The following is an 18,740-nucleotide window of genomic DNA, read 5'->3' as shown; positions in this document are numbered from 1 at the left end:
CGAGCGCCTGGATCAGCGGCTGAACAGCACCTCGCCGGAGTGCGCGGCCCCCGGCGGGAGCAGCGCCAGGTCCAGTCCCCGTACGAGCCGGGCGCGCAGCACCTCGTCCGCCGCCAGCGCCTCGGCGATGCGCCCGGCCACCTCGCGCGCCGGGGCGTCCGGGGCGACGGCCAGCGCCAGCGTCCCGTCGCCGTCCCCGGCCGCCGACAGCTCGGCGCTCAGCACGCCGGGCTCGGCCGCCAGCACGGCGCGCAGCGCGCCGGCCACCGCCGGGTCGGCGAGCGGGTCGGTGCTGGTGCGGCCCTCGGCGAGGGCCAGCAGGGCGGGGCCCGCCAGCGGGTACGTGACCGGGCCGGCCAGGTCGAGCACGATCGTGTCGGCCTTCTCGTGGGCGGCGGCCCGCAGCGCCTGGTGCAGCGGCACGGCCACCGGCCGCGCGTCGGCGCGCCAGCGGGCCAGGGTCTCGGTGGAGGTGAAGGCGGGCAGCGCCCGCCGCCCGCCGGGCGCCTCCAGCGTCGGCACGGCCATGTCGCTGGTCTTCTCGCGCCGCAGCCCGTCCGCCCCGGTCTCCGTCTCCCCCAGCACCGCCACGACCGGCACGAGCAGCCGCGCCCCCGCGAGCGCGGCCAGCACCCGCGGCTCGGCGGACGCGTCCCGCGACCAGGCGTCGAGCGCCTCGGCGAGCGCGGCGTCGGCGGAGCCGTCGTCGTCGGAGTAACCAGGGTCGGGAATGTTCTTGAGCGCCACGCGACGAGGGTATCCGGGGCCTCGCGGGGGCTCGGCCGCGGGCCGGTGGTGCGGGGCGGCGCGGGTGCTGCGGGTGGCCGGCCCGGGCGTCAGTACCGGCCGTATCCGCCGCCGTATCCGCCGCCGTGTCCGCCATATCCGCCGTATCTGTCGGCGGTTCCCCGGTCGCGGCGGAGGGCGTTGGGGGCGCGCCAGAGGAAGACGGCGGCGACGAGCAGGAAGGCGCCGGCGGTGGCGGCGCCGATGGCGAGCAGGCCGGGGGCCCGGCCGTCGTGGTCGGGGCGGGCGGTGTGGGGGCCGGCGCCGAAGTAGCGCTGGGCCTGACCGGAGGCGAGCGGGGCGCGGGACTCCGGGGCCACCCGGTCGCCGGCCGCGATGGCGGCGGCGGGGTCGACGAGCCCCGCGCCGAGCGCGTCGCTGCGGCCGCCCTCGGGGGCGTCCAGGGCGGTCTCGGTGAGCAGCCGGCGGATCTGGAGCGGGCTGAGGTCCGGGTGCGCGGCGCGGACGAGGGCGACCGCGCCGGAGACGAAGGCGGACGCCGCGCTCGTGCCCCACCCCTCGTAGTAGTGGCGGTCCGGGTCGGCGATGACGACGTCGACGCCGGGCGCGCTGACGGTGGAGTACCAGCGGCGGGTGGAGAAGGAGGCGCGGGTGCCGTACCGGTCGACGGCGGTCACGGCGATCACGCCGGGGTAGGCGGCCGGGTACGAGACGTGGTCGCCGCTCTCGCCGCCGTTGCCGGCCGAGGCGACGACGACGGCGCCCTTGCCGAGCGCGTACTGGACGGCGGCGTCCTCGCGGGGTTCCGGGTGCGCGGAGTCGCTGTCGTCGCCGAGGGAGAGGTTGATGACGTCCGCGCCGTGGTCGGCGGCCCAGCGGATGCCGTCGGCGAGCGCGCCGCCGCGCGTGGCGCGGGCCTGTTTGCGGGCCGGGTCGCCGTCCTCCAGGATCACCCGGACGGGGAGGATCTTGACTTCGGGGGCCACGCCGAGGATGCCCTCGTCGCCGCCGGGCCCGTGGCCGCGGCCCGCGACGATGCCGGCCATGGCGGTGCCGTGCCGGGCCCAGGACCGGTCGCCGCTGTGCGCGCCGAAGCCGATGAGGTCCTTGCCGGGGAGCACCTGGCCGGCGAGGTCGGGGTGGCTGCCGTCGACCCCGGTGTCGAGGATGGCGACGGTGATCCCCTTCCCCTTGGTGGTGCGCCACGCGTCGGTCGCGTGGATGGCGTCGAGCCCCCACTCCTGGTCGCGTATGGCATCGGCGCGCGCGGGGGCCGCGGTCAACGCGGGCAGAACGGCCAGCGCGGCGGCGGCCACGGCGAGCCCCACGCGGCGAACCGACCCGGTACGGCGAGTACGCCGCGTACGGCCGGCGGGCCGCGTAGGGCGGGCAGGCCGCGTAGGGCGGGCAGGGCCCGTCCCGCGGGCGGGGCTCGTGCGGCCGTCGAAGCCCGTACGGCCAGGGGGGCTCGTACGGTCGACAGGGGCCGAACCCGCACCGGGGCTCGTACGGGCGTCAGGGGCCGCGCGGAGCGCCGGAGACGTGGTGCGGGCGGAGCCCGGTCGGCGGCGCGGGGCAGCCGAGTCGGCGGGTGCGGTCATCGGGACGCCTCCTCGGTCGCTTTCTTCACGCCTTGAACAAAGGCGTGTTCGACCTGGTCGCAGACGCCCTTCGCGTCGTGCCCGAGCCCGGCCTGGGCCGCGACCGACGTGCCGCCGGGCGTGATGGCCCGGAGGGCGGGCTGCGGGTCGGCGACCTCGCGGCCGTCGGCGAAGCCCGTCACCGCGTAGAACACCGTGGGGGTGTCCGTACGGATCTTGAGCTGCCAACTGGCGCGCTGCGCGTCGCCGAACCCGGCCGCCGCCGTGCCCTTCGCCGCGTACGGCCGGGGCAGCAGATCGGCGCGGTCCGCCAGCCCCTCCTCCTCGAACCGCCGTTGCAGAGCGCCCATTTGCCCGGCGTCGGCCTTGGTGACCAGCACCCCGACCGTCGTCACGCTGGTCGTCGTCGCGTCGGCGTACGTGGCGCGCAGCAGCCGTTCGCAGCCGACCGGCGCCAGCGCCTTGGCGAGCAGCGGGTCGAACGCCCCGGCGCAGCCGCCGTCCGGGGCGACCGCGATCCGCCGCCAGGTACGGTCCGCGCCGCCGGGCCCCGCGGCGTCACCGTGCAGGGTGGGCGGGAAGATCGCGTCCACGGGCGCCGTGCGCCACCGGGCGCCCCCCTGCTCGTACGTCGCCTCGGCGGCCGACTGGGCCCCGGCCTCGCCGCCCAGCAGGCTGCCCGTCGCGGCGCCGCCGAGGAGGCCGAGGCCGAGCACGAGGCAGAGGGCGGCCGCGACGGCGCGCCCCCGGCCGCGCCCGCGCGGCGGCGGTGCGCCGGGGGCGGGGCCGGTGAAGGCGGGGTCCGGGGTCGCCGAGCGGTACCAGGGAGGTGTGGGCATGTGCTCCGCGAGTTCCGGGTGCGTGCTGACGGGCCGCGCCGCCGGGGCGGGGGCGGCGGGCGGGTGCGCGGGCGGCGCGGGTGACGGGGGCAGCGCCGGCGGCGGTGGCGGCGCGGGCGACCGGGACGAAGAGCCCAGCACGCCTCGCGCCTCGGTGCTCAACTGCGCTCCCCCTCGCGAGCGGCCCGCCGTACCGCCCGACGGCCTCGGTGGGCGGACCGGTCCGCAGGCGGGGAGCACCCCGCTGACCTGCCGGTCGCCGTGTGGACGCCACTCTACGGGGCGTCGGCCGCCGCGCGCACGGGCCGTACCCCTACCCAGCGGCGGAGCCCCTCTGGCAAGCTGCGGCCATGTGCGCCATAGCCGCTGACCGGGCCCGTTACGACCGGGCCACCGCCCACCTCGACGCCCCTCTCGCCCTCGTCGACCTGGCGGCGTTCGATGCCAACGCCGAGGACTTGGCGCGGCGGGCGCGCGGCAAGCCGATCCGGGTGGCGAGCAAGTCGGTGCGGTGCCGGGCGCTGCTGGAACGGGTGCTGGCGCGGGACGGGTTCGCCGGGATCATGAGCTATACGCTCGCGGAGTCGCTGTGGCTGGCGCGGTCCGGGTTCGAGGACGTCCTGCTGGCGTATCCGTCGGCCGACCGGGAGGCGTTCGCGCTGCTGGCGGGCGATCCGAAGCTCGCGGGCGCGGTGACGGTGATGGTCGACGACGTCCGCCAGCTCGATCTGATCGACGCGGCGCGGTCCGGCGGCGGCGAGGAGATCCGGGTCTGCCTGGAGCTGGACACGGCGCTGCGGCTGCTGGGCGGCCGGGTACGGATCGGCGCGCGCCGCTCGCCGCTGAGCGCCCCCGCCCAACTGGCCGACCTGGCCCGCGCGATCGGCCGCCGGCCCGGCTTCCGGCTGGTGGGCCTGATGGCGTACGAGGCGCATGTGGCGGGCGTCGGCGACCGGCTGGCGGGGCGGCCGCTGCGGTCGCGCACCATCCGGCTGGTGCAGGCGGCGGCGCGCAGGGAGTTGGCCGCGCGGCGGGCCGAGACCGTACGGGCGGTACGGGCGGTCGCCCCGGACCTGGAGTTCGTCAACGGCGGCGGCACGGGCAGCGTGCAGTACACCGCGGCGGAGGACGCGGTCACGGAGGTCGCGGCGGGGTCCGGGCTGTACGTGCCGCGGCTGTTCGACAACTACACGTCCTTCCAGGGCCGTCCGGCCGCGCTGTTCGCGCTGCCGGTGGTGCGGCGGCCGGGCGTGGGCGTGGTGACGGTGTCGGGCGGCGGCTACCCGGCGTCGGGCGCCGCGGGCAAGGACCGGTCGCCGGTGCCGTACCTCCCGGCCGGGCTGCGGCTGGACGCGCAGGAGGGCGCGGGCGAGGTGCAGACCCCGCTGCTGGGGCAGCCCGCGGACGATCTGCTGATCGGCGACAAGGTGTGGTTCCGGCACGCGAAGGCCGGGGAGCTGTGCGAGCGCTTCGAGGCGCTGCACCTGGTCGACGGGGACCGGATCGTGGAGACGGCCCCCACCTACCGCGGTGAGGGCCGTACGTTCCTGTGACCGCCCGGCCTCCTTGAGGACCGGGCGGCGGCGGGCTCTAGAGGTGCGCCCGGTCGTGCTGGTCCGGGACGACCGTGCCGTCGGCGCGGCGGACCGGGCCGCCCGTGCCGTCCGTGTTCACGTACGCCGTCGTCGAGCACGGGTATGTACCGGACTTGGCCGGCATCGGGGCGATGAACATCGGCTGGGCGACCCAGCGGTGGTCGGCGTCGTCGTAGGCCCGGCACATCAGCTCGCCCTGGTTGCGGTTGATGGCCAGGTGCGCGCCGGTGGCGTCGTTCACGAACGTCACGTCCGTGTTGGCGTCGCCGCCGCCCAGCGCGATGCGGTGCGCCGGGTCCTGGAGGCGCCACGCCTCGGCGCCCTTCTTCTTGAAGATCTCCTGGTTGATCCAGCAGCGCTTGCCGTCCATGAACGGGATCGCGTCACCGCCGGTGCCCTTGACGTCGCCGCAGGGGCGGATGCCCGTGGTCATCTTGCCGTGGCGGGTGAGGCTGCGGATGCCGATGGTGTGCTTGCGGTCCAGGCCGACGCCGCCCGACCACGCCTGGGCGATGGGCTCGGAGGAGGCGGAGACGATGTAGACGTCGAAGCCGGCCGCCTTGAGCGTGCGGATGAGGTCCTTCTGCTGGTCGTAGTAGCGGACGTACCCGGCGATCTTGTGGGTGCCGACCGTCTGCGTGGAGCCGATCGGGGCCGCCAGCGCCTCGGCGCGGGCCTGCTCGGCGTAGGAGGTCAGCGCGGCGGGCCGCTGCCCGGCGAACAACTGCGGGATCCAGGCGTACGAGGGCACCGTGCGGCGGTGGTTCCACTCGCCGGCGAACGCCGCCTTGCCGCTCATCGTGCGGGACTCGGCGCGGATCTCCATGATCTCGTCCGTGCAGGCGGTGTTGCGGGAGGTGTGCAGGGGCTTGCCGACCGGCACGGAGGTGCCGCAGGCTCTGGTGAGGGCGCGCGCGGCGGCCGGCGTCAGCCACTTGCTGGTGTCCCGCCAGTTCGCGGGCCGCAGGATCTTGTCGTGCTTGAGCGCCCAGGCGAGCGTCGCGTCGGTGACGTCGTTCTTGACGACGGTGTTGTCCCAGTCGAAGGCGGCGACGGGGCGGGGCCCGCCGTGACCGGAGCAGCGGCCGCGCTCGTCGATCATCCGCTGGAGCTTGTGCCGGTTGTCGCCGAACCACGTGAGGTTCTTGTCGAGCTGCGGGCAGTGCGTGTGCGCCGAACGGGCCGCGGTCGCGTTCCCGGCGGGGGCGGCGGCGGAGGGGGCGGCGGTGGCGGGGACCGCGGCGGCGAGGGCCGAGGCGGCGGCGAGCGAGGCGACGAGAGCGTGCTTGACGCGCATGCGTCCTCCAAGACGTGGGGGGGCCAGGACTGACACCGAAAACCAGCCGTTCGGCCGGTTTTCGGTGTTGATCATGGACCTTACATCGGGGTTACGTAAGCGCCCGCGATTCCGCCGTCGACCAGGAATTCGGCCGCGTTGACGAAGGAGGAGTCGTCGCTCGCGAGGAAGGCGACGGCCGCGGCGATCTCCTCGGGCTCCGCGAAGCGGCCCACGGGGACGTGGACGAGGCGGCGCGCGGCGCGCTCGGGGTCCTTGGCGAACAGTTCCTTCAGGAGCGGCGTGTTGACCGGGCCCGGGCACAGCGCGTTGACCCGGATGCCCTCGCGGGCGAACTGCACGCCCAGTTCGCGGGACATGGACAGCACGCCGCCCTTGGAGGCGGTGTAGCTGATCTGCGAGGTGGCGGCGCCCATGACGGCCACGAAGGAGGCGGTGTTGATGATGGAGCCGCGGCCCTGCGCGCGCATATAGGGGAGCGCGGCCTTGCAGCAGAGGTAGACGGAGGTGAGGTTGACCTCCTGGACGCGCTTCCAGGCGTCGAGGCCGGTGGTGAGGATGGAGTCGTCCTCGGGCGGCGAGATGCCCGCGTTGTTGAAGGCGATGTCGACCGCGCCGTACGTGTCGTGGGCGGTCCTGAAGACCGCCTCGACCTGCTCCTGGTCGGTGACGTCCACCTTCACGAAGAGGCCGCCGACCTCTTCGGCCGCCGCCTTGCCGGTGCTCTCGTCGATGTCGGCGACGACGACGTGCGCGCCCTCGGAGGCGAGGCGGCGGGCGGTGGCCAGCCCGATGCCGCTGCCGGCTCCGGTGATGACGGCGGTACGGCCCACCAGGCGGCGGCACACGGGGGTCTGGTCGCTCACTTGCTCTCCTCCATCGGGATCGGGCGGCGTTGACGGAATTGGCTTGGCGGCATCGCGCCGGAGCCGGTGTTCACGCGTCGGTGCTCAGGAAGACGTTCTTGGTCTCGGTGAAGGCGGCGAGCGCGTCCGGGCCCAGCTCCCGGCCGAGCCCGGACTGCTTGAAGCCGCCGAACGGGGTCGCGTAGCGGACGCTGCTGTGCGAGTTGACGGACAGGTTGCCCGCCGCGACGGCGCGCGAGACGCGCAGCGCACGGCCCACGTCGCGGGTCCAGATCGAGCCGGAGAGCCCGTAGTCGGTGGCGTTGGCGAGGCGCACGGCGTCGGCCTCGTCGTCGAAGGGCAGGACGACCGCGACGGGCCCGAAGATCTCCTCGGTCGCCGTCCGGTCGCCGGGCGCGGCCTCCAGGACCGTCGCCGGGTACCAGAACCCCTTGCCCGCGGGGGCGTCGCCGCGGATGGCGGCGGGCGCGGACTCGGGTACGTACGCCCGTACGCGCTCCCGGTGCGCGGCCGAGATCAGCGGGCCCATCCGGGTGGCGGGGTCGGCGGGGTCGCCGGCGGTGAAGGCGCGTACGGCGGGCTCCAGCAGCTCCATGAAGCGGTCGTAGGCGGTGCGCTGGACCAGGATGCGGCTGCGGGCGCAGCAGTCCTGGCCGGTGTTGTCGAGGAAGGAGCCGGGTGCGGCAGCGGCGGCCGCTTCGAGGTAGGCGTCGGCGAAGACGATGTTGGGGCTCTTGCCGCCGAGTTCGAGGGTCACCGGCTTCACCCGTGCGGCGCACTCGGCCATGATCCGCTTGCCGACGGCGGTGGAGCCCGTGAAGACGACCTTGGCGACGCCGGGGTGGCGGACGAGGGCCGCGCCCGCGACGGGGCCGGCGCCGGGCAGGACGTGGAAGAGCCCTTCGGGGAGCCCGGCCTCCAGGGCGAGTTCGGCGAGCCGGAGCGCCGTGAGCGGGGTGGTCTCGGCGGGTTTGAGGAGGACGGCGTTGCCGGCGGCGAGCGCGGGGGCGGCGCCCCAGGCGGCGATCGGCAGGGGGAAGTTCCACGGGGCGATGACGGCGACGACGCCGAGGGGTTCGTGGAAGGTGACGTTCAGCCCGCCGGCCACGGGGATCTGGGCGCCGGTCAGCCGCTCCGCCCCGCCGGCCGCGTAGTCGAGGAGGTCGCGTACGTTGCCGGCCTCCCAGCGGGCGTTGCCGATGGGATGGCCCGCTTCCCGGACCTCCAGGCGGGCCAGTTCTTCGAGGTGGGCGTCGACGGTCGCGGCGAAGCGGCGCAGTTGCCGGGCGCGGTCGCCGGGGGCGAGGGCCGCCCAGGCGCGCTGGGCGCGGCCGGCCGCCGCGACGGCGGCGTCGACGTCCTCGGCGGTGGCGGCGGGGACGGTGGCGATGACCTCTTCGGTGGCGGGGTTGAGTACCTGGTGCTCGTGCACGTCGTCGGGTTTCCTCACATGCGCTCGAAGGAGCGGAACCGCTCCCAGTCCGTCACGGCGGTGTCGTAGGCGTCCTGTTCGACGCGGGCCATGTTGAGGTAGTGCTCGGCCACCTCGGCGCCGAAGGCCGCGCGGGCGAGGGGGCTCGCGGACCACAGGTCGGCGGCCTCGCGCAGGGTCGCGGGGACGTGTTCGGCGTCGCCCGCGTAGGCATTGCCGGTGCACGCCTCGGGGAGTTCCAGCTCCGCCTCGATGCCGTGCAGCCCGGCGGCGATCATGCCGGCGACGGCGAGGTAGGGGTTGACGTCGCCGCCGGGCAGCCGGTTCTCGAAGCGGTGGGCGTGGCCGCGGCCGACGACGCGCAGCGCGCAGGAGCGGTTGTCGGGGCCCCAGGCGACGGCGGTGGGGGCGAAGGAGCCGGGCCGGAACCGCTTGTAGGAGTTGATGTTGGGCGCGTACAGCAGGGTGAACTCGCGCAGCGCGGCGAGCTGTCCGGCGAGGAAGTGCTCCATGGTCCGTGCCATGCCGTACGTGCCGTACCTGCCGCGCCCGCCGTCGTCGCCGGCCAGCACGGGGCGGCCGGCCTCGTCGCGGAGCGAGAGGTGGATGTGGCAGGAGTTGCCCTCGCGCTCGTCGTACTTGGCCATGAAGGTGAGCGCCCGGCCCTCCTGGGCCGCGATCTCCTTGGCGCCGGTCTTGTAGACGGAGTGCTGGTCGCAGGTGGTGAGGGCGTCGGCGTAGCGGAAGGCGATCTCGTGCTGGCCGAGGTTGCACTCGCCCTTCGCGGACTCCACGGTCATGCCGGCCGCGCCCATCTCGTTGCGGATGCGGCGCAGCAGCGGCTCCACGCGGCCGGTGCCGAGGACGGAGTAGTCGACGTTGTACTGGTTGGCGGGGTGCATGCCGCGGTAGCCGCGGCTCCAGGCGTCCTCGTAGCTGTCGTTGAAGACCATGAACTCCAGCTCTGTGCCCACCTGCGCGCTCCAGCCGCTGCCCGTGCGCTCCAGCCCCGCCTGGTGGAGCCGGTCGAGCTGGCGGCGGAGGATCTGCCGGGGCGAGGCGGCGACGGGTGAGCCGTCGTGCCAGGCGAGGTCGGCGGTGACCATGGCGGTGGCCGGGTGCCAGGGGACGCGGCGCAGGGTGGAGAGGTCGGGGCGCATCGCGAAGTCGCCGTAGCCGCGGTCCCAGGAGGACATGGCGTAGCCGTCGACGGTGTTCATGTCGGTGTCGACGGCGAGGAGGTAGGTGCAGCCCTCGGTGCCGTGCTCCAGCGCGTCGTCGAGGAAGAAGCGGGCGGCGAACCGCTTGCCCTGGAGCCGTCCTTGCATGTCGGTGAAGGCGAGGACGACCGTGTCGATCTCTCCGGCGGCGACGAGCCCGCGCAGCTCGTCGACGGGGAGCGGGGGCGTGCGGTCTGCCACGGGACGGCCTCCTGTCTGCGCAACCGGAGTCATAAGGTAGGCCGGTAGACCATTGGTTGGGAAGGGGGCTCGATGAACGGCGCTGAGGACCGTCTCGCGACGGTGCTGCGGCCGGTACGGGCGGGCAACGGCTTCGAGGAGGCGCTGGAGCAGATACTCCAGGTCGTCCGGCTGGGCCTGGTGCCGGACGGCGAGCGGCTGCCGGCCGAGCGGGAGCTGGCCGAGCGGCTGCGCATCAGCCGGGTGACGCTGCGCGAGGTGCTGAAGGTCCTGGCGGACCAGGGGCTGGTGGAGAGCCGGCGCGGCCGGTACGGCGGTACGTTCGTACGGGCCCGGGCGGCCGGGTCCACCGGCCCGGCGGAGCTGCGGCGGCGGCTGGGGGCGGTGGACGTGGAGGACACGCTGCGCTTCCGCGAGGTGCTGGAGGTGGGGGCGGCCGGGCTGGGCGCATCCCACGGGCTGACGCCGAATCAGGCGGCGCGGCTGCGGGCGGCGTTGGACGCGACGCGCGAGGCGCCGCTGCCGGACTACCGGCGCCTGGACACGCTGCTGCATCTGACGCTGGCGGACGTCTCGGGGTCGGCGACGCTGGCCGCGCAGTACGCGGCGGTCCGGGCGACCGTCAACGACCTGCTGGACTGCATCCCGCTGCTGGTGCGGAACCTGGAGCACTCGCAGCGCCAGCACGCCGCGCTGGTGGAGGCGGTGCTGGAGGGGGACGCGGACGGGGCGCGCGAGGTGATGCGGGAGCACTGCCGGGGGACGGCGGCGCTGCTGCGGGGGTTTCTCGCGTAGGACGGCGTGGGCGCTTCCGGGCGGATCGCGGGGTGCGGGGAGGTTGCCGTCCCGGCGGATCGCGGGGTGCAGGGAGGGGTGCCGCTCCGGTGGATCGCAGGGGGCAAGAGGGTTGCCGTCCCGGCGGATTGCGGCGTGCAAGAGGGTTGCCTTCCGGCTGCCGTCGCGGCAAAGGTATGGCCTCAAACCTTAACCTCGCAGGCAGGAGCGGTTCATGCCCGATCGGCCCGATCGCCCGGAGTCCCCCACCGCACGGCCTGCCGCCGGCTCCCACGGCTCCCCCGCGGACGCGTCGTACCTCGAAAAGCGCGCGCTGCGGCGCGGCAGCGCCGGGCCGCTGCTGCTGACCGGTCTCGGCGTGGCCTACGTCGTCTCCGGCGACTACTCCGGCTGGAACTTCGGGCTGGCGCAGGGCGGGTTCGGCGGGCTCGCGGCCGCCGCCGCGCTGATGGGCCTGATGTACACGTGCATGGTCTTCTCCCTCGCCGAACTGGCCTCCGTGCTGCCCACCGCCGGCGGCGGCTACGGCTTCGCGCGCCGCGCGCTGGGCCCGTGGGGCGGCTTCCTGACCGGCACCGCGATCCTCATCGAGTACGTGCTCGCGCCCGCCGCCATCGCCATCTTCATCGGCGACTACGTGGAGTCCCTGCACCTGTTCGGCCTCACCTCCGGATGGCCCGTCTACCTCGCCTGCTTCGCCGTCTTCATCGGCATCCACCTGTGGGGCGTCGGCGAGGCGCTGCGCTTCAGCTTCGCCGTCACCGGCATCGCCGTCGCCGCCCTCCTCATCTTCGCCGTCGGCGCGTTCACCGACTTCGACGCGGGGCGCCTGACCGACATCCCCGTGCACGCGGACGCGCTGGGCGCGGGGTCCTGGCTGCCGTTCGGGATTCTGGGCATCTGGTCGGCGTTCCCCTTCGGGATGTGGTTCTTCCTGGGCGTCGAGGGCGTGCCGCTGGCCGCCGAGGAGACGCGGGACCCGGCGCGTACGCTGCCCAAGGCGATGGCCGCCTCGATCTGCGTGCTGCTGCTCCTCGCGCTGCTCACCTTCCTCGCCGCTACGGGGGCGGGCGGCGCGAACGCCGTGAAGGACGCGGGGAATCCGCTGGTGGCGGCCCTTCAGCCGGACGGCCGCGCCACGGCGCTCAGCCGGATCGTCAACTACGCGGGGCTGGCGGGCCTGGTGGCGTCGTTCTTCTCGCTGATCTACGCCGGTTCGCGCCAGCTCTTCGCGCTCTCGCGGGCCGGCTACCTCCCCCGCTTCCTCTCCCTCACCAGCCGCCGCAAGGCCCCCTACCTGGGCCTGCTGGTGCCCGGCGCGCTCGGCTTCGCGCTGGCCGCGGCGACCGGGGACGGCGCGCGGATGCTCAACGCCGCGGTGTTCGGGGCCACCATCTCGTACGCGCTGATGTCGCTCTCGCACATCGTGCTGCGCCGCCGCGAGCCGGGGCTGCCGCGCCCGTACCGTACGCCGGGCGGCGTGCTCACCTCCTCCGTCGCCTTCGTGCTGGCCTGTTCGGCGCTGGCGGCGACGTTCCTGGTGGACAAGGACGCGGCGGTCATCGCGCTGGCGGTGTACGCGGCGGCCCTGTGCTACTTCGCCCTCTACTCGCGGCACCGGCTGGTGGCGGCGGCGCCGGAGGAGGAGTTCGCGGCGCTGGCGGAGGCCGAGGCGGAGCTGGACCGTACCCATGCAGTCTCCCGAGCGGATGGAGGACAGCCGTGACCGAGCCGTTGATCGGCATCAGCACCTATCTGGAGGACCCCGTGCGCTGGGGCGTGTGGCGGATGCCGGCGGCGGTGCTGCCGGTCGGGTACCACCGGCTCGTACAGCGCGCGGGCGGGCTCGCGGCGCTGCTGCCGCCGGACGCCCCGGCGGCGGCGGACGCCGTCGTGGCGCGCCTGGACGGCCTGGTGATCTCGGGCGGGCCGGACGTGGATCCGGCGCGGTACGGTGCCGAGCCCCGCCCCGAGACCGGGCCGCCCGCCCCCGAGCGCGACGCCTGGGAACTCGCCCTCATCGAGGCCGCGCTGGACCGCGGCACCCCGCTGCTGGGCATCTGCCGCGGCCTGCAACTGCTCAACGTGGCGCTCGGCGGCACGCTCGTCCAGCACCTGCCGCACGTCCGCGGGCACAGCGGCCCGCCCGGCGTCTTTGCGCACCACACCGTCAAGCCGGTGCCCGGCACCATGCTCGCGGCGGCGCTCCCCGAGGAGGTGTCGGTGCCGACCTTCCACCACCAGGCGGCGGACCGCCTCGGCACGGGCCTGGTGCCCAGTGCGTACGCCGACGACGGCACGGTGGAGGCGGTGGAGCTGCCGGGGGCGCGGGGCTACACGCTGGCCGTGCAGTGGCACCCGGAGGCGGGCGACGACGTGCGGGTGATGTCGGCGCTGGTGGGGGCGGCGGCGGCCGGCTGAGGTCCGTACCGCTGACCGTGCCGCTGTCCGTACCGCTGGTGGCGGCGGCCGGGGGCTGATCCACTGGGAGGTGGCGGCCGTCTCCTTTCGGCCACCGCCCCGGGGGCGCGCGGCCCCCGGGCCCCGGCCCAGCGCGAGGAGGACGCCGTGACGGACCCGGGCAGCACCCCCACCCCGCCCCACCGGCTGATGGACATCGTGACGGGGCTCTGGGCGGCGAAGGCGCTCGCCGTCGCCACCCGGATGGGCCTGTTCTCCGATCTGTCCGCGGCCCCCGGTCTGCCGGTCGCCGAGGTGGCCGCCCGGCACGGCATCGCGGAGCGCCCGGCGGAGCTGCTGCTCACCGCGTGCGCGGGGCTGGGCCTGCTGGTACGCGAGGGCGAGGGGTACGCGAACACGCCGGAGGCCGAGCGGTACCTGGTGCGGGGCCGGCCGGAGTACTTCGGCGACGCGGTGATCTCCTTCGACCGGCGGTACGCGGGCTGGATGCGGCTGGAGGAGGCCGTGGCCGGAAACGTCCCCACGAACTTCGACCCGCGGGCCAAGGAGTCGATGTTCGACGCCCAGGACGCGGCGCTGAAGAAGACCTACTGGTCAGCGATGTACGCTCTGTCGGCCCCGAGCGCCCGGGCCCTCGGCGAGGTGCTGGACCTCGGCGGGGTGCGGCGGCTGCTGGACGTCGGGGGCGGCGGTGCCGCGTACGACATCGAACTCTGCCGCCGCTACCCCGACCTGCGGGCCACCGTCCTCGATCTGCCGTTCGTCTGCGAGCTGACCCGCGAGTGGGTCGAGGAGGCCGGCCTCCAGGACCGCATCGCGCTGGCGCCCGGCGACTTCCTGCGCGACGCCGCCCTGCCCACCGGCCATGACGCCGTGCTGCTCTCCCAGGTCATGCACAACTGGGACGAGCCGACCAACCGCTCTATCCTCCGCAAATGCCACGATGCCCTGCCCCCCGGCGGCCTCATCGTCATCAGCGAACTCCTCGTCGACGACACCAAGGACGGCCCCCGCCTCCCCGCCCTCATGAGCCTCCACATGCTCGTCAGCACCTGGGGCCAGAACTACACCCCCAGCGACTACACCCACTGGCTCACCGACACCGGCTTCACCGACATCCACACCCTCCGCTTCTCGGCCCCGGGCGCGGACGGCGCGGTGGTGGGCGTCAAGGCGTAGCACCCGCGCCCAGCGAGCGGGCGAAGGCGGCGAGCGCCCCGAAGTCGTCGGCGCGCAGCCCGATCCGCGGGTTGACGTGGTGCAGCAGGCCGGGCGCGCGGTGGTGGGCGGTCACGTACGCCTGGTCCAGGTCGCTCTGTTCATCGTCGACCCACGCGAAGGGGCGGCCTCGGGCGTGCTCCACGAGGGGCGCCGTCTTCCAGTGCACCCCGTCGGGGCGGTCCTGGAACAGGGCGGCGCCGAAGTCGACGAAGGGCAGCCCGAGCACCGGTGCGAGCCACCGGTTGGCGTCCGCCATCCACGACGTCGCCCAGCACAGCTCGTAATCGAGGAGCAGCAGCTCCCGCCCGTGCTCGGGGTCGAGCCGGACCCGCGCGGGCCGCCTCCGGACCGACAGCCCCTGGTTCCCCTCCGCGGCCCACCCGCCTTCCGGCGCCGCCAGCGTCGTGTACCCCTCGGACAGCGTCCCCGGCTCGGCCGCGTACGGACTGAGCGGCCCGTCCACGTCGAGGAACAGTATCGGTCGGCTCATGGTCTCCCTCTCCCCCTCTCACCCGCTCCCCCGCGTCAGTCCCAGCAGGTCGCGGGCCGGGCCCGCCGGGCGTTGGCCGGTGGGCCAGACCGCGCGGAGGTCGCGGCCGAGGCGGACCGCCTCGACGGGGATCTGGACGAGGCGGCGGGCGGCGAGTTCTTCGCCGAGGGCGAGTTCGCTGAGGACGGAGGGGCCGGCGCCGCTGACGACGGCGGCTTTGACGGCGGTGGTGGAGGCGAGTTCGAGGAGGGGGGCGGTGAGGCCGCCGTGGGCGGCGAGGGCCGCGTCGAGTACCTGGCGGGTACCGGAGCCGCGCTCGCGGAGGAGCAGCGGGGTGGCGGCGAGTTCGGCCGGGTCGAGGGGGGCGCGCCGGCGGGCCCAGGGGTGGGTGGGGGCGACGACCACCACGAGGTGGTCGTGGCCGATGACGGCGCCGTCGAGGCCGGGGGCCACGCTCAGCCCCTCGACGAAGCCGAGGTCGGCCGCGCCGCCCAGGACGCGTTCGGCGACGGCCGTGGAGTTGCCGGCGAAGAGGGAGACCGCCGTGTCCGGGCGGCTGCCGCGCAGCGCGATCAGCCAGCCCGGCAGCAGGTACTCGGCGATGGTCATGCTGGCGGCCACCCGCAGCCGCGAGTCGCGCCGCCCGCGCAGGGCCTGCGCGCCCACGTCGAACGCCTCGGCGGCCTCCACCACGCGCCGCGCCCAGTCCGTGACGAGCGCCCCGGACGGCGTGAGCGTCGAGCCGCGCGGCGAGCGCTCCACGAGCGAGACGCCGAGCATCCGCTCCATGGAGCGGATTCGGCTGCTGGCGGCGGGCTGGGTGATGCCGAGTTCGCGGGCCGCCCGGCCGAGGCTGCCGAGCCGCGCCACCGCGAGGAGCAGTTGCAGCGCGGCGAGGTCCGGCACCCGGTGCGCGAGGGAGCCGGTGCGGGGGTGCGGGCCGTCCGCGTCCCGCCGCGCCCCGTCGTCGTCCCGACCGGTCTCCGCCCGCCCATCGCTCATAACCCCAGTTTATGCCCTCATAGACGCAAGATCCCTGGTGAGCGGCGCCCGCGCGGAGCACCTTGGTGTCATGACCACTATCGCGCAGCCGCGCTCCGCCCCCCTTTCAGAGAACCGCCCCCGCGGGTCCGTCCGCATGCTCGGACCCAACTGGTACGCGTCCGTCATGGGGACGGCGATCGTCGCGAACGCGGGCGCCGTCCTGCCGCTGCACTTCTGGGGGCTGCGCGTGGCGTACCAGGTGGTCTGGGCGCTGGGCGCGCTGCTGCTGGTCGTGCTGTTCGTCGGGCGCGGCGCGCACTGGGCCCGCCACGGCGACCAGGCACGCAAGCACCTCCTCGACCCGGCCGTCGCGCCGTTCTACGGCTGCCTGTCGATGGGGATGCTCGCCGTCGGCGCGGGCAGCCTCTCGGTCGGCTCGGACGTCATCGGCGTCTCGGCGGGCGTCGCCGTCGACACGGTGCTGTGGATCGCGGGCACCCTCATCGGTGTCGTCGCCGCCTCCGCCATCCCGTATCTGATGGTGACCCGGCACCAGATCGACGCGGGCACGGCCTCCCCGGTCTGGCTCCTGCCGGTGGTCGCGCCCATGGTCTCCGCGGCCTGCGGCCCGGCCCTGATCGCCCACCTTCCGGCGGGCCAGTGGCGGGAGGCGATGCTGCTGGGCTGCTACGCGATGTTCGGGCTGTCCCTGCTCGCCACCTTCGTCATGCTGCCGATCATCTTCGCCCGCCTCGTCCACCAGGGGCCGCTGCCGCTGGCCCTGACCCCGACGATGTTCCTGGTGCTCGGCCCGCTGGGGCAGTCGACGACCGCGGTGGGCAACCTCGCCGACGCCGCGCACGGCGCGATCGGCGACACGTACGCGCACGCCATGCTGCCCTTCGCGGTCCTGTACGGCGTGCCGGTGATGGGCTTCGCGCTGCTGTGGCTCGCGATCGCCGCGGCGACGGTGGTCCGCGCCTTCCGGAACGGCATGAAGTTCTCGATGACCTGGTGGGGCTTCACCTTCCCCGTCGGCACCTGCGTGACCGGCGCGGCCGGGCTCGCCAAGCACACCGGACTGCACCTCTACACCTGGCTCGCGGTCGCGCTGTTCGCCGTCCTGGTCGTGGCGTGGCTGGTCGCCGGGGTACGGACACTGCGCGGCGTCTTCAGCGGCGCGCTGCTCGCACTGCCGCGCTGAGCACCTCGGGCGCCTCCGCCAGCGAGGGCCCGTACCAGGTGAGATGGCGACCGCTGACGAGGGCGACGGGCACAGCCTCGGGGAAGGCTTCGGGCCCGTCGTCCGCCGTGAAGCGGTACGGCTCGTCCGGGAGGACGACGAGGTCGAGGCGGGCGGCGCGCAACTCCTCGATCGGGACGCGCGGGTACCGCTCGGCGTGCGCCGCGTAGGCGTTGTCGATGCCGAGCCGGGCCAGCACGTCGCCCGCGAAGGTGTCGCGGCCGAGCACCATCCAGGGCCGCCGCCAGATCGGCACCGCGGCCCGGAGCCGTACGGGCGGCGGCGGCACGGGAGTCGGGTCCCGCCAGGCGGCCTCCGCGCGGTCCAGCCACTCCGGCCGGGCCAGCCCGCAGCCCTCCACCAGAACCCGTTCCAGTTCGCTGAACGCCTGCTCCAGGGTGCGGACTTCGGTGACCATGACGCGCAGCCCCGCGGCGCGCAGCGCGGCCAGGTCCGGCGCGCGGTTCTCCTCCTCGTTGGCGATGACGAGATCGGGGGCGAGCCGCACGATCCGCTCCGTGTCGGGGTTCTTGGTGCCGCGGACGCGCGTCACGGCGAGGTCGGCGGGGTGGCTGCACCAGTCGGTGGCCCCGACGAGGAGGTCCGGCGCGGTGGCGGCCACGGCCTCGGTGAGCGAGGGCACGAGGGACACCACGCGCCGTACGGCAGTGCGACGGGTCATCGCCCCACCGTACGGCCCCGTGCGGGCCGGCCGACACCACCGCCCGTACCCTCGACGCCCCGCGCAGAAGGGCCCCTCGGCCCTCTCAACGCCCTGCACAGGACGTCCCCTCCGCACCCTCAACGCCCCCGCGCGGTACGGCCGACGCGACCGCTCCGCACCTTCAACGCCCCCGCGCTGTACGGCCGACGCGACCGCTCCGCACCCTCAACGCCCCCGCGCGGTACGGCCGACGCGACCGCTCCGTACCCTCAACGCCCCCGCAGCCCCGTGCTGATGGACTGGCCCGCCTGGGCCAGCGGCTCCGCGAGGCGCGTCAGTTGGCCGGCCGAGGCCGTCACGGCGCAGACGGATGCCACGACGGCCTCGTCCGCGCCGAACAGCGGCACCGCGGCGCAGAAGACACCCGGCACGATCTCCTCGTGGTCGAAGGCGATGCCCTTGTCCCGGATGGCGGCGGCGGTACGGGCCCAGGTGCTCGGCAGCGGGCCCAGCGGCAGGCCGGGCCGGGCGCCGGCCACGAGCACCTTGCCGGCGGCCGTCGACCACGGGTACATCGCGCCGGGCCGCTGCGGCGCGACCTCGCCCGCCTGGCCCCCGACCCCGGCGACGACCATGGTGCGGCCCTCGCGCAGTACGCACAGGCCCACCGTCGCGCCCGTGGTGTCGGCGAAGTGCCGTACGGGCGCGCGGGCCGCGCCGAGCAGGGCGGGGTGGGGCTGCCAGCGCCGGCCGAGGCGGAAGATGCGCGAGCCCATGCGGTAGCGGTCGCGGCACCGTTCGACGGCGCCGAGTTCCACAAGCTGCGACAGGAGCCGGTGGGCGGTGGCCTTCGGCAGGCCGCTGTCGGCCGCCAGCCGGGTCAGTCCGGCCTCCCCGGCCCGTTCCACCGCTTCCAGCAGGGAGAACGCGCCTTCCAGCACTCCGCGCCCACCGACGCGTCCCCCGACGGTTGTCCCCACGGCCGGCCGCTCCAGTTCGGTGAGGCGACCGGTGCTGCTGAACGACAAGGCTCTCTCCCCCCGTGCGCGCCCGCCGGATCGCGGCGGTGGCGCCCGTCAGTACCACTCAATGGGCCTCCGGCGACCGCCGCCAGCCCGAAACCG

17 protein-coding genes are annotated in these 18,740 nt (G+C 75.1%); 6 read left to right on the top strand and 11 right to left on the bottom strand.

The annotated features are described in order from the left end of the window. Positions 1-12: 12 nt before the first annotated feature. The 3 genes from IF55_RS00570 to IF55_RS00560 all read right to left on the bottom strand — a co-directional run bounded on the left by IF55_RS00570 (position 13) and on the right by IF55_RS00560 (position 3,187). Positions 13-747, bottom strand: coding sequence for an SseB family protein (locus tag IF55_RS00570; RefSeq protein ID WP_030879292.1), 735 nt, complete (start codon positions 745-747; stop codon positions 13-15). A gap of 89 nt (positions 748-836) precedes the next feature. Continuing rightward, a complete protein-coding gene (gene mycP, locus IF55_RS00565) occupies positions 837-2,075 on the bottom strand; it encodes a type VII secretion-associated serine protease mycosin (protein WP_245661008.1) in 1,239 nt (412 codons plus the stop codon). A gap of 269 nt (positions 2,076-2,344) precedes the next feature. Then, positions 2,345-3,187 carry a hypothetical protein gene (locus IF55_RS00560; protein ID WP_048831356.1) on the bottom strand — a complete coding sequence of 281 codons (843 nt, stop codon included), beginning with the start codon at positions 3,185-3,187 and terminating at the stop codon, positions 2,345-2,347. 350 nt (positions 3,188-3,537) lie between these two features. On the opposite strand from IF55_RS00560, the gene IF55_RS00555 reads away from it, so the two are divergent. Next, the gene (locus tag IF55_RS00555; RefSeq protein ID WP_030879288.1) at positions 3,538-4,740 is read left to right on the top strand and encodes an amino acid deaminase/aldolase; all 1,203 of its coding nucleotides are present in this window, start codon (positions 3,538-3,540) and stop codon (positions 4,738-4,740) included. 37 nt (positions 4,741-4,777) lie between these two features. Here the strand turns inward: IF55_RS00555 and IF55_RS00550 are convergent, their stop codons facing one another. From IF55_RS00550 to IF55_RS00535, 4 genes are all read right to left on the bottom strand, one after another. Continuing rightward, complete coding sequence (locus IF55_RS00550; RefSeq protein ID WP_030879286.1) at positions 4,778-6,079, bottom strand: HAD family hydrolase; 1,302 nt, start codon at positions 6,077-6,079, stop codon at positions 4,778-4,780. Between the two features lie 80 nt (positions 6,080-6,159). After that, on the bottom strand, positions 6,160-6,945 hold the full coding sequence (locus IF55_RS00545; RefSeq protein ID WP_030879283.1) for a 3-oxoacyl-ACP reductase: 786 nt from the start codon (positions 6,943-6,945) through the stop codon (positions 6,160-6,162). Positions 6,946-7,015: 70 nt separating this feature from the next. After that, a complete protein-coding gene (locus IF55_RS00540; protein ID WP_030879282.1) occupies positions 7,016-8,377 on the bottom strand; it encodes an aldehyde dehydrogenase family protein in 1,362 nt (453 codons plus the stop codon). A gap of 14 nt (positions 8,378-8,391) precedes the next feature. Then, the gene (locus IF55_RS00535; protein WP_030879279.1) at positions 8,392-9,798 is read right to left on the bottom strand and encodes a glutamine synthetase family protein; all 1,407 of its coding nucleotides are present in this window, start codon (positions 9,796-9,798) and stop codon (positions 8,392-8,394) included. A gap of 72 nt (positions 9,799-9,870) precedes the next feature. Here IF55_RS00535 and IF55_RS00530 point away from each other — a divergent pair, with 72 nt between their 5' ends. From IF55_RS00530 to IF55_RS00515, 4 genes are all read left to right on the top strand, one after another. Beyond that, positions 9,871-10,593: a FadR/GntR family transcriptional regulator gene (locus IF55_RS00530; protein ID WP_030879276.1), complete on the top strand. Its 723-nt coding sequence runs from the start codon at positions 9,871-9,873 to the stop codon at positions 10,591-10,593. Positions 10,594-10,807: 214 nt separating this feature from the next. Next, positions 10,808-12,319: an ethanolamine permease gene (eat, locus tag IF55_RS00525; RefSeq protein ID WP_048831354.1), complete on the top strand. Its 1,512-nt coding sequence runs from the start codon at positions 10,808-10,810 to the stop codon at positions 12,317-12,319. After that, entirely contained in the window at positions 12,316-13,014 is a 699-nt protein-coding gene (locus IF55_RS00520) for a gamma-glutamyl-gamma-aminobutyrate hydrolase family protein (RefSeq protein ID WP_030879268.1), read from the top strand. Before eat ends, IF55_RS00520 begins: the two co-directional genes overlap by 4 nt. 147 nt (positions 13,015-13,161) lie before the next feature. Next, positions 13,162-14,193 (top strand): methyltransferase, encoded by a 1,032-nt coding sequence (locus tag IF55_RS00515; RefSeq protein ID WP_245661007.1) that lies wholly within the window; start codon positions 13,162-13,164, stop codon positions 14,191-14,193. On the opposite strand, the gene IF55_RS00510 is transcribed toward IF55_RS00515, so the two are convergent. Together IF55_RS00510 and IF55_RS00505 are read right to left on the bottom strand one after the other, a co-directional pair. Next, the gene (locus IF55_RS00510) at positions 14,183-14,725 is read right to left on the bottom strand and encodes an HAD domain-containing protein (RefSeq protein WP_030879261.1); all 543 of its coding nucleotides are present in this window, start codon (positions 14,723-14,725) and stop codon (positions 14,183-14,185) included. The two genes, IF55_RS00515 and IF55_RS00510, sit on opposite strands and share 11 nt — an antisense overlap. An 18-nt stretch (positions 14,726-14,743) precedes the next feature. Then, positions 14,744-15,727, bottom strand: a complete 984-nt coding sequence (locus tag IF55_RS00505) for a LysR family transcriptional regulator (protein ID WP_078643311.1) — start codon at positions 15,725-15,727, stop codon at positions 14,744-14,746. A 70-nt stretch (positions 15,728-15,797) separates the two neighbouring features. Here IF55_RS00505 and IF55_RS00500 point away from each other — a divergent pair, with 70 nt between their 5' ends. After that, positions 15,798-16,913 (top strand): TDT family transporter, encoded by a 1,116-nt coding sequence (locus IF55_RS00500; protein WP_037963741.1) that lies wholly within the window; start codon positions 15,798-15,800, stop codon positions 16,911-16,913. On the opposite strand, the gene IF55_RS00495 is transcribed toward IF55_RS00500, so the two are convergent. Then, on the bottom strand, positions 16,882-17,634 hold the full coding sequence (locus IF55_RS00495) for a helical backbone metal receptor (protein WP_030879253.1): 753 nt from the start codon (positions 17,632-17,634) through the stop codon (positions 16,882-16,884). The two genes, IF55_RS00500 and IF55_RS00495, sit on opposite strands and share 32 nt — an antisense overlap. A gap of 251 nt (positions 17,635-17,885) precedes the next feature. After that, complete coding sequence (locus tag IF55_RS00490) at positions 17,886-18,644, bottom strand: IclR family transcriptional regulator (RefSeq protein ID WP_245661006.1); 759 nt, start codon at positions 18,642-18,644, stop codon at positions 17,886-17,888. Positions 18,645-18,740: the final 96 nt, after the last annotated feature.

It is taken from the genome of Streptomyces varsoviensis, assembly GCF_000718635.1.
Taxonomy (GTDB): Bacteria; Actinomycetota; Actinomycetes; order Streptomycetales; family Streptomycetaceae; genus Streptomyces; species Streptomyces varsoviensis.
This window is presented reverse-complemented; position numbering and strand designations above follow the sequence as displayed.

Bases quoted from the DNA above. Each gene is read 5' to 3' on its own strand.
- IF55_RS00560 (WP_048831356.1), bottom strand. From the start codon at position 3,187: ATGCCCACACCTCCCTGGTACCGCTCGGCGACCCCGGACCCCGCCTTC.
- IF55_RS00555 (WP_030879288.1), top strand. From the start codon at position 3,538: ATGTGCGCCATAGCCGCTGACCGGGCCCGTTACGACCGGGCCACCGCC.
- IF55_RS00550 (WP_030879286.1), bottom strand. From the start codon at position 6,079: ATGCGCGTCAAGCACGCTCTCGTCGCCTCGCTCGCCGCCGCCTCGGCC.
- IF55_RS00530 (WP_030879276.1), top strand. From the start codon at position 9,871: ATGAACGGCGCTGAGGACCGTCTCGCGACGGTGCTGCGGCCGGTACGG.
- eat (WP_048831354.1), top strand. From the start codon at position 10,808: ATGCCCGATCGGCCCGATCGCCCGGAGTCCCCCACCGCACGGCCTGCC.
- IF55_RS00510 (WP_030879261.1), bottom strand. From the start codon at position 14,725: ATGAGCCGACCGATACTGTTCCTCGACGTGGACGGGCCGCTCAGTCCG.
- IF55_RS00505 (WP_078643311.1), bottom strand. From the start codon at position 15,727: ATGAGCGATGGGCGGGCGGAGACCGGTCGGGACGACGACGGGGCGCGG.
- IF55_RS00500 (WP_037963741.1), top strand. From the start codon at position 15,798: ATGACCACTATCGCGCAGCCGCGCTCCGCCCCCCTTTCAGAGAACCGC.
- IF55_RS00495 (WP_030879253.1), bottom strand. From the start codon at position 17,634: ATGACCCGTCGCACTGCCGTACGGCGCGTGGTGTCCCTCGTGCCCTCG.